Annotated in this window: 12 protein-coding genes and 2 pseudogenes; 11 read left to right on the plus strand and 3 right to left on the minus strand. The window is 60.5% G+C overall.

All coding sequences use genetic code 11. The features are described from left to right. Window positions 1-12 precede the first annotated feature (12 nt). Window positions 13-1,083, minus strand: a complete 1,071-nt coding sequence (locus IV500_RS20695) for a S1C family serine protease (RefSeq protein WP_196398711.1) — start codon at window positions 1,081-1,083, stop codon at window positions 13-15. A 168-nt stretch (window positions 1,084-1,251) separates the two neighbouring features. Here IV500_RS20695 and IV500_RS20700 point away from each other — a divergent pair, with 168 nt between their 5' ends. The 6 genes from IV500_RS20700 (at window position 1,252) to IV500_RS20725 (ending at window position 9,004) form a co-directional block, all read left to right on the plus strand. After that, on the plus strand, window positions 1,252-2,004 hold the full coding sequence (locus IV500_RS20700) for an ABC transporter ATP-binding protein (protein WP_196398712.1): 753 nt from the start codon (window positions 1,252-1,254) through the stop codon (window positions 2,002-2,004). Beyond that, on the plus strand, window positions 2,001-2,939 hold the full coding sequence (locus tag IV500_RS20705) for an ABC transporter permease (RefSeq protein WP_196398713.1): 939 nt from the start codon (window positions 2,001-2,003) through the stop codon (window positions 2,937-2,939). Before IV500_RS20700 ends, IV500_RS20705 begins: the two co-directional genes overlap by 4 nt. Then, window positions 2,936-3,910, plus strand: coding sequence for an ABC transporter permease (locus tag IV500_RS20710; protein ID WP_196398714.1), 975 nt, complete (start codon window positions 2,936-2,938; stop codon window positions 3,908-3,910). The genes IV500_RS20705 and IV500_RS20710 overlap by 4 nt, the downstream gene beginning before the upstream one ends. A gap of 4 nt (window positions 3,911-3,914) precedes the next feature. After that, window positions 3,915-4,496, plus strand: a complete 582-nt coding sequence (locus IV500_RS20715; RefSeq protein WP_196398715.1) for a hypothetical protein — start codon at window positions 3,915-3,917, stop codon at window positions 4,494-4,496. 92 nt (window positions 4,497-4,588) lie between these two features. Next, window positions 4,589-7,423, plus strand: a complete 2,835-nt coding sequence (locus tag IV500_RS20720; protein WP_196398716.1) for an RHS repeat-associated core domain-containing protein — start codon at window positions 4,589-4,591, stop codon at window positions 7,421-7,423. Window positions 7,424-8,125: 702 nt separating this feature from the next. Further along, entirely contained in the window at window positions 8,126-9,004 is an 879-nt protein-coding gene (locus IV500_RS20725; protein ID WP_196398717.1) for a hypothetical protein, read from the plus strand. Window positions 9,005-9,165: 161 nt separating this feature from the next. Here the strand turns inward: IV500_RS20725 and IV500_RS20730 are convergent, their stop codons facing one another. Further along, window positions 9,166-9,720: a GNAT family N-acetyltransferase gene (locus tag IV500_RS20730; protein WP_196398718.1), complete on the minus strand. Its 555-nt coding sequence runs from the start codon at window positions 9,718-9,720 to the stop codon at window positions 9,166-9,168. Here IV500_RS20730 and IV500_RS22390 point away from each other — a divergent pair. Both IV500_RS22390 and IV500_RS21770 read left to right on the plus strand, forming a co-directional pair. Further along, window positions 9,670-9,912, plus strand: a pseudogene (locus IV500_RS22390) (class I SAM-dependent methyltransferase); the annotation flags it as partial. The gene IV500_RS20730 and the pseudogene IV500_RS22390 sit on opposite strands and share 51 nt — an antisense overlap. A 6-nt stretch (window positions 9,913-9,918) precedes the next feature. Then, the gene (locus IV500_RS21770) at window positions 9,919-10,095 is read left to right on the plus strand and encodes a hypothetical protein (protein WP_230855291.1); all 177 of its coding nucleotides are present in this window, start codon (window positions 9,919-9,921) and stop codon (window positions 10,093-10,095) included. A gap of 530 nt (window positions 10,096-10,625) precedes the next feature. Here IV500_RS21770 and IV500_RS20740 read toward each other — a convergent pair. After that, window positions 10,626-11,105: a DUF1772 domain-containing protein gene (locus IV500_RS20740; RefSeq protein ID WP_196398719.1), complete on the minus strand. Its 480-nt coding sequence runs from the start codon at window positions 11,103-11,105 to the stop codon at window positions 10,626-10,628. 409 nt (window positions 11,106-11,514) lie between these two features. Between IV500_RS20740 and IV500_RS20745 the strand changes: the two are divergent. The 3 genes and pseudogenes from IV500_RS20745 to IV500_RS20755 form a co-directional block, all read left to right on the plus strand. Continuing rightward, window positions 11,515-11,988, plus strand: a pseudogene (locus IV500_RS20745) (DUF4113 domain-containing protein); the annotation flags it as partial. Window positions 11,989-12,609: 621 nt separating this feature from the next. Then, on the plus strand, window positions 12,610-13,047 hold the full coding sequence (locus tag IV500_RS22395) for a DUF5946 family protein (RefSeq protein WP_376770240.1): 438 nt from the start codon (window positions 12,610-12,612) through the stop codon (window positions 13,045-13,047). A 147-nt stretch (window positions 13,048-13,194) separates the two neighbouring features. Continuing rightward, the gene (locus tag IV500_RS20755) at window positions 13,195-14,415 is read left to right on the plus strand and encodes an MFS transporter (RefSeq protein WP_196398721.1); all 1,221 of its coding nucleotides are present in this window, start codon (window positions 13,195-13,197) and stop codon (window positions 14,413-14,415) included. Window positions 14,416-14,474 lie beyond the last annotated feature (59 nt).

Here is a 14,474-nt window from a genome sequence, read left to right on the forward strand (position 1 = left end):
ACAGCGGAGAATTCAGCCGTTGTTGCCCAACGTCACCTGGAAGGTCTTCGTGTCCGGTCCGCGCCGGACGGTGATATCAACCGTTGCTCCGGGTTCCTGGCCGCGGATGGCGGCAATCAGGTCCAGTGTTGTCTTTATTTGCTTTCCGGCGAAGGTGGTGATGATGTCCCCGGGGTTGATACCGGCTTTTTCCGCCGGACCGCCGGTGGCCACCTGGAGAATGAGAGCCCCGTCGGTAGTGGGAAGGTTGAAGCGTTGGGCCACCTGTGCCGTGATGTCCGTGGGGACGACCCCAAGGCTGGGGTGCTTAGCCTTCCCATTTTTGAGCAGTTCGTCAGCAACATCAGTGACCGTGGTGGCAGGGGTGACGAAGCCGATCGCCACTGCACCCGAACTTGGGGGCAGGTATGCCTCGGAGAGCCCGATGACTTCGCCGTTGCCGTTCACGACAGCGCCGCCGGAGTTTCCCGGTGAGATAGGGGCATCGGTCTGGATCAGATCGGTGATGCCCTTTGGAGATTCCTTCGACGCAGGCATGTTCCGGTGTAGTGCGGAGACGATTCCCGCGGTCACGGTTTCGGCCAGACCCAACGGGCTCCCCAGAACCACTGTCAGTTCTCCGACCACGGGGACGGAGGAGGAGAACGTGGCGGCCGGCAGATTCGACCGCTGCGCCTTGATGACAGCGACGTCGCTGACGTCGTCGACACCAACGACGTCTGCGGCCACCTCAGAACCGTCCGCGAACTGGACCTGGACACTCTTATAGGGCTGTTTTTGTTGATCTTCCACGACATGGGCGTCCGTCACAATGGTGCCATCGGCCCGGTATACGACTCCGCTGCCCAACCCGATGGCAGTGCGGATCGTCACCACCGAAGGCTCCACTTCCTTCACGATACCCGGGACCGCAGGAAGGCCCTGTGCGGCTACCGACGATGGAGAACCCGGTGCCGCCGGGGATCCGGGAGGGGCTGCCGTTGAGCTCGGTGAGGCACCGGAGCTGCCGGTGCAACCGGAGAGACCCAACCCGAGGGTGCAGGCCAGAACAATGACCGGGACCAACCGTGGAGGTTGACGCATAACTGCTCCTCACCGAGATTCGTTCAGAACCTGGCCAACACTACGTTCTGGCGGGCCGGGGGAGTTTAACGATACGTCCGCACGCCGGTACCCGTCCAGCACAACGTCGGCGGGACGAAGAGAGCACCTCTCAGCGGTGCCTCAGCTGCCGCTGGTTAGCGTGGGGCCATGAATGAAACCACGATTCCAGCGATCGGCATTGAACGGCTCAGCCACGGCTATAACGGCAAAGAGGTGCTGCACGACCTGGATCTGAGCGTGGCGGCCGGTGAAATCTTTGGTTTCCTCGGTCACAACGGGGCTGGGAAAACCACAACCATGAACATCCTCACCACCTTGGTCAAACCGGTTTCCGGCACCGTCTCATTGTTCGGCGAGGATGCCTTCGCCGACAGTGGCCGGGCGCGATCCATGCTGGGGTACCTGCCGGAGAACGTGAATTTCTACGACAATCTCACCACACTGGAGAACCTGCATTATCTCGCCCGGCTTTCCGGGCTGCGGGATCCTAAACCACGGATCCTCCAAACCCTGGACTACCTGGACTTCACCGCCCACCTTGACGAGCGGGTCGGCAGCTTTTCCAAGGGCATGCGCCAGCGTGTCGGGCTGGCCCAGGCCATCTTGCATGAACCGAAGATCCTGTTTTTGGATGAGCCGACGTCCGGGCTTGACCCCTCGGGGGTGAAGCAGGTCCGTGAACTGGTCCTGAAGCTGAACCGGGAACGGGGCATGACGATCTTCATGAACACGCACCTGCTTTCCGAAGTATCCCTGACGTGTACGTCCATCGGCGTGCTCAGTGCCGGCCGGCTTGTCTACCATGATTCGCTGCAGGAAACCCTGCAGCGGTTTCCCACCGAAAATTCGTTGGAGGAAATCTACTACGCCGTCGGCGGCAGCAACGGCGGGATGGGATGAACACGGCACTTCCCGTCCTGGCCCACGAACTGCGGCTGGTGCTGCGGGAGAAAACCATTGTCCTGGTCCTGGGATTGTTCCTGGCCATGACCGCCTTGTCCTGTTTGATCGGCTACGCCGGCAGTAACGCCGTCGCTACCGCCTACCGGCTGAGCTTGGACCAGCTCACCAACCCCGGCAGTGCACCGCCGAACCCGTTCGAGCACATCCCCGCGCTGTCCCTGCAGCGGAACCTGCCCATCTACTTTTTCCTCCTCGGTTCCCTGCTCGCCATCGTCCTGGGCGTGAGCGCCGGGCTGCGGGACCGGCAAAGCCGCACTGCCACCCTCATCCTCTCCCGCCCCCTGCGTCGCGGCGCCTACACGGGCGGAAAAATAGCCGCCGTGGAGGTAGCTCTGGCCGGCTGCTTGGCTACCTCTTTTGTCCTCGCACTCGTGCTGTCCCTGGTTTTCCCTCCGCTGCACCTGGACCTCGGCGCCACGGTGCGGCTGGCCGTATTCTTTGGCTTCTCCTGGCTTTACCTGTCCGTGTTCGCCCTGGTCGGGCTGATCGGCGGCCTGCGTGCGAAGTCCCAGGCCATGGCGTTGATGGGCCCGGTATCCCTGTGGGTTATCACCGGCTTCGTCCTGCCCCAGCTCACCACCGCCATCGAACCAACCGGCACGTTGAACCCGGTCAGTGTCAATGCCGCCGGCGCCGTCAGCACCGGAATCATCGGCCAGCTCAACACCTTCCTGGGCCCGGTATCCATTGCCGATACCTATAAACGCCTCTCCAGTGGCCTGCTGGACTTCGGTCCCGTGACCTCCCCGGGCGGGCTGTGGGCGGTGAACGCGGTTCCGGTGTTGATCCTGCTCGCCGTCCTGGTCATCACCGCGGTTTTGGTGGTACGGGCCGGGCTGCGGTACTCACCCAGTGAGGACGCCCTGGTATGAAAACACCGTTGTTGACCATTGCGGGCAAGGAAATCCGTGACGCTTTCCGGGAGAAAACGTTCCTCATCCTCGGCTCTGCCCTGGCCGTGCTCGTCGTCGTCTCCGTCCTGACCGCCTCTTTCAAATTTCATGACGAGGTAGCCCTCTACCAGCAGGCCGTAGACCAGCTCAAGGCCGCCGGCCAACCCACCGACATCCTCACCATTCCGCAATACTCTCCCTTGCAAATGCTGCGCGCCAGCATCGAATACATCGAAATCATCGGCGCCGTGCTGGCCATCGTCCTGGGCTACCTCAGTGTCGCCAGGGAACGGCGCAGCCGCGCCCTGCCACTGGTGCTGACCCGCCCGATCAGCCGGGCACGGTTCGTCAGCGGAAAAATCCTTGGCGGAGCCATTCTTTTGTCAGCCCTGGTCGCAGTGTTCGCGGTCTTTGCCGGCGCCGCCGTGACCCTGATCGGTTCCGTCCCGCTCTCCGGGGCCGAAATCGTCAAGCTCTGCGTAGCCGCCGTGGCCGCGCTGGTGTATCTGATGATCTTCTTCCTGATCAGCCTGACGCTGGCCGGTATCGTCCGGAACCTGCCCACCGCCTTGATCCTTGCCCTGGTCCTGTGGGTCCTCTTCGTCCTGGTCCTGCCGCAGATCGGGGACACCATGGACGTGGACAACCAAGTCCCCGGGGGGCTGTTCAACAGCCTGCATCTTTCCAAAGACGCCGAACATGCCGTCACCGGCCAGCTGCAGTTCTACGAATGGATCCGCAACGCGACCGAAGTGGCCAGCCCCACCAAACACCTCGAACGGTTCGACTTCGCCGTCCTGGGCATCAAAGACATCTACAACGGCCGGCCCCTGGCCGCGATCCTGGCCGAACGGTGGGACAACATCACAGTCCTCGCCGCCGTCTTCACCGCCGCTATCGCGACTACTTACTACACACTGATCAAAAAAACACCTATCTGGAGGAACTGACACCATGTTCAAAAAAACAGCCGCCACTGCCGCCCTGCTCACCGTTCTGGCCATCACGGGATGCTCCGCGGCGGCCACACCGCCGCCGAATACTTCTGCCTCCGCTCAGGCCGGCGCGAGCACGGCCAGCAATAATCCGCAGGACATCGCGCCAGGGAAATATCCCAACAAAATCACCAACACCTCCACCGCCCCGGGACTGGACATCATCAGCGCAATCGTGGAAAACAACGTCGCCCCCGGCACCAGCACCCCCGTCAGCGACCACATCGAACTCCAGATCAAAAACACCGGCAGCACGGACATGACCGGCTTCCAAATGTTCTACACCGTTACAGACACCGTCACCGGAGCCACGGAAAGCTACTTCAAAGACCTCACCGGATACACCCTGGCCAAAGGCGCCACGGCGACGCTGAACTTTGACAACGGCACCGGAACCGGACACTTCGGCCTGAACACCAACGGCATCTACTTCAAATCCACCAACAAACTCGACTTCCACATAGAACTAAGCGCCACCAACCACAAACCCGCCACCATCGACGTCAGCAAAGCCGCCGGAGGAGCCGAAAAGAAAGACTAACCCCCAACACCAACACCAACCCCAGCCCAAGACCCAGTGCCCCTGATGGAGGGTGGTACCGGTTCGCGCCGAAAACCGGTGGCGGCTGGACCATGCCAGGGTCCCTGAACGCTTCCCTGACGAAGCCCACATCCACCGAATACCGGATACGGTTCAATGACACCGGGGTCACGAATATTTACCAAAGTGATGCCGGGTCGTTCACGCTGCGCAAATCCATCGACGCTGTCGTCCCCACTCCAAACACCATCACCTACACATATTCCAACAGTCTGCTGACAAAAATCACTGACACCCAGGGTCGGGTTATCAATTTCGCCTACAACGATGCTCGGAATTTGACGCAGCCCTCGACCATTACAGACACCTCTGTCAACCGTTCCATCACCATCGCCTACGCCGGACGCGACGGGGCAATGTCCGCCCTGACCGACGCCGCGGGGACACCAGTGCTCTTCGGCTACACACTTCCCCCCACGGATTGCGGAGGGAACCCGTGCAACAGCCCGGCGCTCCTAACCATTACCCCCGGCCCTGGCGATCCGCCATCGTCATGGTCAGGGTCCAAGCTGTGGAACCTGTCCGTCGGAGCCAGTTCAGCCGAATTCGCCTACAACGAAAACCGGGTCGCAAATTTCGACGGAACCACGGCCCAAGCGGCCGGGCAACTGGTCACGGCCCGGTTCGCCAACGAACATACCTGGACGACCGACTACGCCTCGAATCCATTCAGCACAACACCCGCCCTGACCAACGCGTTGGGCGCCACAACCACCTACGAGAAAAACACCAACGGCCAGATCACCAAAGTCACGGACCCGCTCGGAAACACCACCGAGGGAGCCTTTGACGTCCACGATAACGTCACTTCCCGCACCAACGGGCTCGGCAACCTGACAACGGCGACGTACAACGCGAACAACTCCGTCACCGGGATCACTTCCCCGGCAGGGGCTGCCGGTGGCACTGGCGGCTCCGTGTCGTTCACATATCCGTCGGCTACCGGCGACCCACTGTCCAACTACCGTCCTCAGACGGCGACAAACAGCGAGAATAATATCACGAGCATCGTTTACGACGCGAACACCACCGCTGCGGCGAAAACTCTGACGCCGGGAAATCTGGGCGGAACACCGCAGAAGTTCTACCAGGGCGACAGCCTCGGAACGACGTGCGGGGCCAAACCCGGGGCACTGTGCAAATCGACCGACGGCAACACCAACGTCACCACCTACGGGTACGACACGGCCGGCAATCCGACCACGGTCACTGCCCCGGCACCCCTGGGCGTGGTAACCAATACCTTCGACGCCGCCGGGCGGGTCGCGACCAGTAAAGACGGTAAAAACCAGGTCACGACCTACAGCTACGATGCCAATGACCGGCTCACCCAGGTTCGGCACGGCAGCACCTGCCTCCCGGTCAGCTGCGTGACCTATAGTTACGACGACCGCGGTAACCTCACCCAACGCGTTGATGCCTCCGGAACCACGACCTATACCTTCGATGGTGAGAACCGGGCGACCGCGAAAACCGTTTCCGGGACCACTACCACCGCCACTTATGACGGCGCTTCGAATCTGCTGACCTACACCGATCCGCTCGGAACGGTGACTTACGGGTACGACGCCGCGAACCGGCTTGTTACCTTGGCCGAGCCCGGCGGCAGCTGCCCGGCCACACCATCGTTTCCGAACTCCACGAAGTGCACCGGATTCGGCTACGACAAGAACAACCACCGCACAACGACCTCGTACCCCACAGGTGTGAAAAACACCACGGTCTACGATCTCGCCGGTCGGATTAGCACCATCACGGCAACTACCAAGACCGGAACTGTGCTGACCAAACGTGCCTACACCTACACTGTCGGTACCACCGGCAGTGACGGATCCCTCCGCCAGAGTGTGACCACTGAAACCGGTGCCGTCAGCACCTACACGTACGACCAACTCAACCGGCTCACCAAAACCGTCACCGGAGGGTCAACCGAAACCTGGCTGTACGACAAGGACGGCAACCGTACCAGGGACACCAAGACCGGGACAGCCAACGTCTACTCCGCGTACAACGCCGCCGATGAACTGTGCTGGTCAGGCACGCCGGTCGGAACCTGTACGGCGCCACCAGCAGGCGCAACCGTCTACGCTTACGACGCCAACGGCAACACCACCGCCGCAGGAGCCAGCACACAGTCCTACAACGTGTTCGACCAATTCACCTCCAACACCAACGGGGCGACAACGACCAACTTCAGCTACGCCGGCCTGCGAAACGACGAACGTTTGACATCCGGGTCAACCAGCTTCCTCAACGGCACCTTGGGCATCACTCAACAAACCGCCGGCGGGGCAACAACATCGTTCATCCGTGACCCGCAGGGAAACCCGATCAGCATGCGCAACAGCGCCGGCAGCTTCTACTACACCACCGACGCCCTTGGATCCATCATCCTGCTCACTGATTCCGCCCAGGCATCAGCCGCGAAATATACGTACGATTCCTGGGGCAATGTCGTCGGTACCGGCACACAAGCCGCCAACAACCCCTGGCAGTACGCCGGTGGCTACTACGACGCCAGCATTCAACGGGTCAAGTTCGGTTCTCGCTACTACAATCCCTCCATCGGACGGTTCACTCAAGCGGATCCGAGCGGACAGGAACTAAACCGGTACGCCTACGTCAGCTGCAACCCCATCAATGGCACTGACCCTTCAGGACTCGCGAGTGCCTGCGTCAACCTGGTTTCGGCAGCCATACTTGGATTGGGGGCAGCAGTCCTCGCGTTTACGGCAGCCATAATGGGTCCTGAGGGAACTATTCTTATCGCCTCATTTACCTTTACACAGGGCAACGTCCTTGTATTGGCGGGACTTGTCGGAGTAGCTGCGGCCGTCGAAACTTGGGTCGCTACCAACATCTGTTGAAAGGACACCCAAGATGTCTCGGGAATTTTTTTCGATGCTCGGCTGGCTGGTACCCATAGTCGCGATACTGGCTGGGGCTATCTACGTCAAGCACGTCGCAAAGCGTCGCCCGCCGGACGATTCTCCGTCCAAATGGATACACATCACGAGAGGGAAGAGGCCGAAGAAAAAACCGTAACTCCTATCATTCCGCGAGCCTGGTCGCATCAGAGTACTCCCATCTAATCTGAGATTGAGAGTACTCTGATGCGACTGGTGCGTCAGACCGACCACGGAGCCTCGTTTGCATATTGACGACAACGACATGCCAAGCCGATGAGATCTTCGGTGTCGGCTGGTGTCATGGGAACGAAGATGATGGACATAATCCGACCCTATCTGCATCAACGGAGGCTGTCCCGCATGCTGAACCTCAACCGGACACCGAAAGACCGCGACCGAATGAACCGCTCATTTAAGTCCACCATACGGCGCTGACGATCCCTGCTACTCTTCCCCCAAGGGAATTGAGGCCACTACATGAGTATTCTGATCCGCGACGCGGAGAGCGGTTGGCGTGAGCCTGCCGGCACGGGCTACGAGAATGAAAACGCCCTACAGCAGATCTTGCACGACCACCCAAATCTGGTGTCTGGCGTCTCCGAACAGGCTGTGGCGTGCCGAGAATTCCGGTCCGGTGCCGGTTGAGCGGACGTCGTCATCGTGGACACACAGGGGAAGCTGACCCTCGTAGAGTGCAAGCTGGCTGCGAATCCGCAGGTGCACCGCGAGGTGATTGGGCAAGTCCGCGACTACGCATCCAGGATGTGGCGCATGGACGTGGACGAGTTCGAGCGCGTATGGCGGCGTACCGACGGCGGCCGGATCTCCCCGTTTGAGGAGCTGGACGACCAAGATGGCCGAATTAGGACTGCGGTAAAGGAGAACCTCGCATCCGGCCGGTTCAATCTTGTCCTGGCCGTTGATGATCTGAACGACGACGTCAAGCGGATCGTCGAGTACCTCAACGCCGTAACCGTCGCCACAACCGGCGTAATCGTCGTCGAATTCACGCATGCTCAGGACGGGGACGTCGAGATCCTCATCCCCACCGCTTACGGTACCGATCTCGTCGAGGCGAAATCCGCAGCGACAGTCGCGGGCGTGCCGACCTGGGGAGAAGAGGACTTCTTGGCTTGGTGCGAAGCAAATGACCCGACTGCGACGCCGCTGATCCTCGAGTTTTTGGACGCCTTACGGTCCGCCGGGTTCCAGATTGCCGGCGGCAGAGCACAAACCCCCTCCCTAAACTGCTCGATCACCTCGCCGCACGGAGTGAGATGGCCGGTGGCCCTGTACACATCCGCTTCCTCGAAGGAGGCTTCGGCGAAGGTTGAAGTGAGATTCCCCGACTATCGACGGCAGCCCGAAGTACGGGAGGCACTCGCGCAAAGGGTGGAGACGATCCCCGGAATCCCGATCCCCGTCGACCTCGTACGGCAATCCGACTTTCGGAAGCGGCCGAACATCCCGGCCCGAGACTTTACGGCCGAACAGCTGCGTGCACTGCCAACGGCGGTGGCGGCCGCAATCCGCGGCTAGGGCTTGACCACCTTCCGCAGTCACCAAAACACATGACCGAAGACCTTTGAAAACCCTCCATTTAGAGACTAAAGGCTGCCCGCAGGGGAACCTTCAGCGATGCGGTGCCACCAGATTCAACTTGGCAACAGCCTTCAAACAGTATCCATCGGGCGCCACGATCAATCGGCTGCTGATGTATCTATCCAGAAACGGATATCGCCTTCGTGGTTAGTCCCATCGGGGACCACGCCGTGTCGTCGCACCACGCTGAGTGATGCAAGGTTGTCCGGCGCGACGGAGAGGAGAGCTCGGTCGATGGCAAGCGCTCTGCACTTCACCAGTTCGGACCGGAGCATCTGACTTGCGTGTCCTTGGCGTTGCCACGGGTAGACGACGTGGTATCCGATGTGGCCACCCCCTTCATCGTCGGTCAGGCTGTGACGAATGACGAGAGAACCGATGTAGTACTCGTGGGAAGTGAACCAGAACAGCTCGAAGGGAACGCCCCAGCGTTCTCGTACGCCCACTCGTTTCTCGACATAGCTATTAAAATCCAGACTCGCTGATCGAAGCCATTCCGTGTTAGATCCCCGGTGCAGCATGTCGGCCTGCTCGCCGACCAGATATGACGTCTGGACTTGGTTGGATGGCGTGGCTAAAGCCGGTGGGACTGGAAGCCCCTGCTGGACCTTGGGTGTGGAACGGGATTCTGGCTTCCCCGGTATGCGGCTCACGCCCGGGAAGTGATCGGGGTCGAACCCGACGTCGATCTCTTGCAGCGGGCACGTTCACGTACGCCGGAAGCTCGGGTTCTTCACGGTTCTGCAGAACATATCCCACTGGGCGATGCGTCAGTTGACGTGGTCCAGGCTCGATTCACGTATTTCTTTCCAACACCTGGAAATGACTGCTCTGCTGGGCTTTCAGAGCTCATGAGGGTCCTGCGTCCGGGCGGCACGTTGGTTGTCATTGACAACGATCAAGTCAACGGTGATTTCGCCGACCTCCTCGCGGTTAGTTCCGCTGCCGAGCCCCAGGGCTATGAAGACTATGTACCGGACTGGTGGTCAGCCCAAGGAGCACACACCGCCGCCGTGATGAGCACTTGAGAGTTCAACACACCACGAGACCTTCGTGCTGTCGTTTCTATGGAGTTCCCGGATGGCACCGCACAGACCTGGCTGAACGCTGATCCGGATCGGCGCGAGCTGACTTACGGATACTTGCTCCATCATGTCAACCGCCCTGCAACCCCCGGCGGTACACGCTAAGGAGAACGGCAGCTGTGTTTCCGTTGCCCGACGAGCGCAACTTTGCCGACTTGATTCCCGACGACCCTCGCGCATACGAAACCCACTTATCCAATGCGCAGGCCTCACGGACGCTTCGGAGCACCGCCCGTAAGCCGGTCCGCCACCGGAGCGTGTTCAGAGGACTTCTGAAATTTTCGAAACCGGCGTGTTTCCGCGGTGTCCGGATTCCCGAAGGACCGGCCCGAGAAAAAGTCCGGTGATGGGGCGCCAACTGGTACAGTCAGCGCCTGATCCCGCTTAGCGTGAATTTCCGCACGAATCATTCTTAGATCCCGAAAAGGTAGGCAGCCTATGTTGGCAGTCACGGTTGGGAGCGGCCGGGGGGATCAGCTCAGCTCGGTGGCGCTGGCGAGAACCGCAACCACAGTCGCGAGTAGGGCCAGGCAGCTGGCTCCGGTTCGTAGCGCAAAGAATCGCTCCCAGCTGGTACGTACAGCGCGCCAGTTTTCTGGTGGTTCTTCAGCTGACCAGTTGGCCATGGTTTGGTTGATAGGCAGGTCTCCCCGCACAACGGCAAGAAGGGCTATGACGAGAGCGGTGAGGGACAGTGCGCTGGCGCCGGTGACCATCATCGAACTGCTCACAACGGCGGTGACGAGGGTGGCCAAGGCGGCTGCAAGACACAACAGCATCACTGGCTTGGCGATTCTTGGTGCAGTTATGTCGAAGGACTGCTTTATCTGGATGTAGATGGTGGCGTCGACTGCCCGAAGCGCCGGGTTGAAGGCGACTTGGCCGAAGAGTTGGATGCCGAGGAGGACCGCGGTCAAGACCAGCGCAGTGAGGCAGAGCGCGAAGATCACCATGACAGAGGCCCTCTCTAGATACGGTTAATTTGTATCTAGTCTAGAGGATGGACCACATGAACACATCAGTTAAGGGTGCCCGGAGGGGGTTCTCCGCGGATCGTGGACGGTTGGCAAGGCGGCTTTTGCCGGGCGAATTTGGTCGAGCTTGAGTTGGTCTTCGGGGTTGAGGACTAATGCTCACGTAAGTCACGCTAGGCCTCCTGTCGTGAAACAAGGGATTGCCGAAACCCTTCCCCAATGAGCGGGGCACAGCGAAATCCACGGCGATAAGCCGCGTTGGGAAACAGAGACTGAAAACCGTGGACGCAACGGAACCGACCTCCTCAACTCAGGAACAAAATTGCCGCCAAATCAAGGAAGACCAATCACTAACGTGACTTTCCCGAGCATTAGTCCTCAAACCCCGGTCATGGGGGTTTATGCGCAGCAGGCCAGTGCCCGCCTGGCCAACCACAGTCTGCAAGCCAAAATGCTGACCGCGTTCGCCGCGACGTCGCACTACAACCCGGCGGATACGTTCTATCCTTCGGTATGTGTGCCCCTGCCCATGCGGACGGTCGATCCGCTCCTACTCGCGAAGGCAGCGTACGCCCTTCTGCCAATGATTACTGAGGGGGTGAAGTATGTGCGGGCCAGGATCATCCTGACCGACCTGCGGCGCACCGGCAACCAGTCCCCGCTGGAGCTGTTTGAAAACCCGCATGAAGAACGGCACATCGGCCCTCTCATTGAAGCAGTATCGAAGAAGTATGGGAGGGGAAGCATCGGCCTCGGCACGGCCGGCGTGAAGGGAGGCCCGAACTGGACCATGAAACGAGACATGCTCTCACCGCGCTACACCACCCACTGGGACGAACTCCCCATCGCCAAAGCATCATGACCCCACCAGGTGCACCAGTTCGGGCCCGTTATCCCTGAGTGGTCCGCTCTGGTGTAACTGCAGGTGCCACCTACCACCCGGGGGCAGCCCCGACGGAAGTGGCCACCAACTGGTCCCCGTCAGTGTTCGAGTCCAGCCATTCATCCCGAAATCCCGGCAGCAGCACCCAATATGGAGGTCCTGGCGCTTGCAGGTTCGTGTCTGGGAACGGGGCGTCCGCTTCGCGGTCGGCAGTCTAAGCCCGGGTAGGGGGCGCCGCAGAAAACGGAAAAATTGTAGGCTAAGGGCGCGTGGAGTCAGGTAGCCACTGGCCTGCGGCTTGTCGATTGGATCTAGTCAAGTCCGTCCGTAAGCGGAACCCTCTACGTGACACCGCCCGAGATGTAAAGGTTTACCGGCCTCTAAAATGAGTTGCTTGCAGGTGATCAAGGTGCTCTATGGATGCGCGAGAGATCAGCTAATCGTAGTTGGGCCGGTCCCGGGCGGGGCGGAGGCGCCCGGGTCAGAGCTCACGCGCTTGAGCGAGCATCGGTAGCCTAGATGGATGGCTGAATTCGAGGATTGCCCGGGCTGTGGCACCCGTCTACCCGGGGTAGATGGGCCGGCCCATCAGTACATGACATGCTCGGCTGCTTGTTGGGAGCGGTATGGCGACCTGCTGCCGCCCAATACTCGGACCCGCTGCGCATGGCGTTTCACCAGCTCATCGTGGATACCTATGCTATCCAACACCCGGGCGACAACGATCCGCGAGCAATCCAGTCGGTCGGGATCCATCTGATGACACTGTGCTTGTTCCTTGAACACGACACCGATCCCGGGTTAGGCACGAAGTTACACCGTCGGATGGTCCAACGCCCGGTGTTTTCTCAACTGGATCCACCAGTCCGGAAAGCGGACTTGACGGTGTTGAGCGTCCCGACGAATGGAGACCCATCGACAGCTAAGACTGCTGCCTACGCTTGGGCGGCAGACGTCTGGGCGGCGTGGCATGCACATCACGACACGGTTCACGCCTGGCTTAGCGGATCAGGTCTTGCTTCTCCTTCGATCAACTGACGGTATCCGCCCTACCCGCCCGTAAGAGCAACGTCCACCGGGACGCCTCGCCATTCCGAAAGCGGATCCGTTACCGGACTGTCGATATTTGGGTGGATAGGGAGTACTCGGCTACTGTCGAGCAAAAGGGCGTAAGGGAGTGGATTGATGGGCGATGCGCTTGGTGCGGCGCGTCGCTCTTCGTTTATCCGCTATTGGGCGGGTGCTTCGATCAGTTCTTTCGGCTCGGCAGTGACAGCGGTTGCGATGCCCGTGTTGGTCGTACAGCTGCTTGCCGCAAAGCCGTTCGAGGTTGGTGTTGTGAACGCGGCACAGTTCGTGCCTTATGCGCTGCTTGGGCTCGTCGCCGGCGTGTACACCGATCGGTGGCGCAGAAAGCCCATCCTCGTATGGGCAAGTATCGGGCGTGCTCTTTCCTTGGGCGCAGTTCCGGTCCTGTGGCTGTTCGGCGTCCTGCAGATATGGATGCTGGTCATCGCCCTGTTGTTGTTCGGTGCGTTCTCGGTCTTCGGCTTCGCCGCGACCCAGTCGCTGCTTCCTCGCCTAGTGCCCCGTGCGCGGCTGTTGTCGGCCAATGCACGTCTCGATCAAACGGACGCAGCTGCTCAAACCCTCGGGCCGGCGGTCGGTGGCGCACTTGTCGGCCTGCTTGGCGCACCTGTGGCGATCGTCGTCGACTCGATCAGCTACCTCGTCGACGCAGCGCTGAATGCAAGCATCCATGTCGACGAACCTCGGCCGGCCCGCACTGGGAACATCGGCTTCGAGATACGTGAAGGCTTGAAGTGGACCTATCGCCATCGCACGCTTGGACCCTTGGCGGTGTCGACGCACATCTGGTTTATCGCCAATGGTGCAGCGATGACGGTGCTCTCCCTCCTCGCTCTGAGATCCTTGGGATTTTCTGCCTTCACGTTCGGACTGCTCCTGACGGCCTTCGGCATCACCAGCCTAATCGGCGCGTCCCTCGCACCGCGGCTAGGTACTTGGCTCGGATCGGGACGCGTGATCGTCATCGCGCGCATGGCCTACCCGATCGTCTGGCTCCTCGCAGCCATTGCCCCTCCAACCGTCGTCGGTGGAGTCCTACTGTTTGTTGCTCTCTCCCTCCAAGGGCTTGCCATGGGCACCGAGAACTCCCCTGAGCAGGTCCTGTGGCAGACACTCACCCCAGATGAACTACTCGGACGGGCCAACGCCACCAGGCGCTCGGGCAATCGAACACTGGCAGCGGTCGGGGCCCTTAGCGCAGGCCTCCTCGTCGGGCTGATCGGTGACCGTCTCACGCTCCTCGGAGTGATTGTGTTTCGTCAAGTTAAAGTAGGCCATTTCGGCGCTAAGAATCAGGCCACTGCGGCACGTCTTTAGGCCATTTCAGCTGTCTGCTCATTTCATCAACGCATTTTTGACCCGGTAGGACTCGCCGC

It is taken from the genome of Arthrobacter terrae, from assembly GCF_015708085.1.
Lineage (GTDB): Bacteria > Actinomycetota > Actinomycetes > Actinomycetales > Micrococcaceae > Arthrobacter_M > Arthrobacter_M terrae.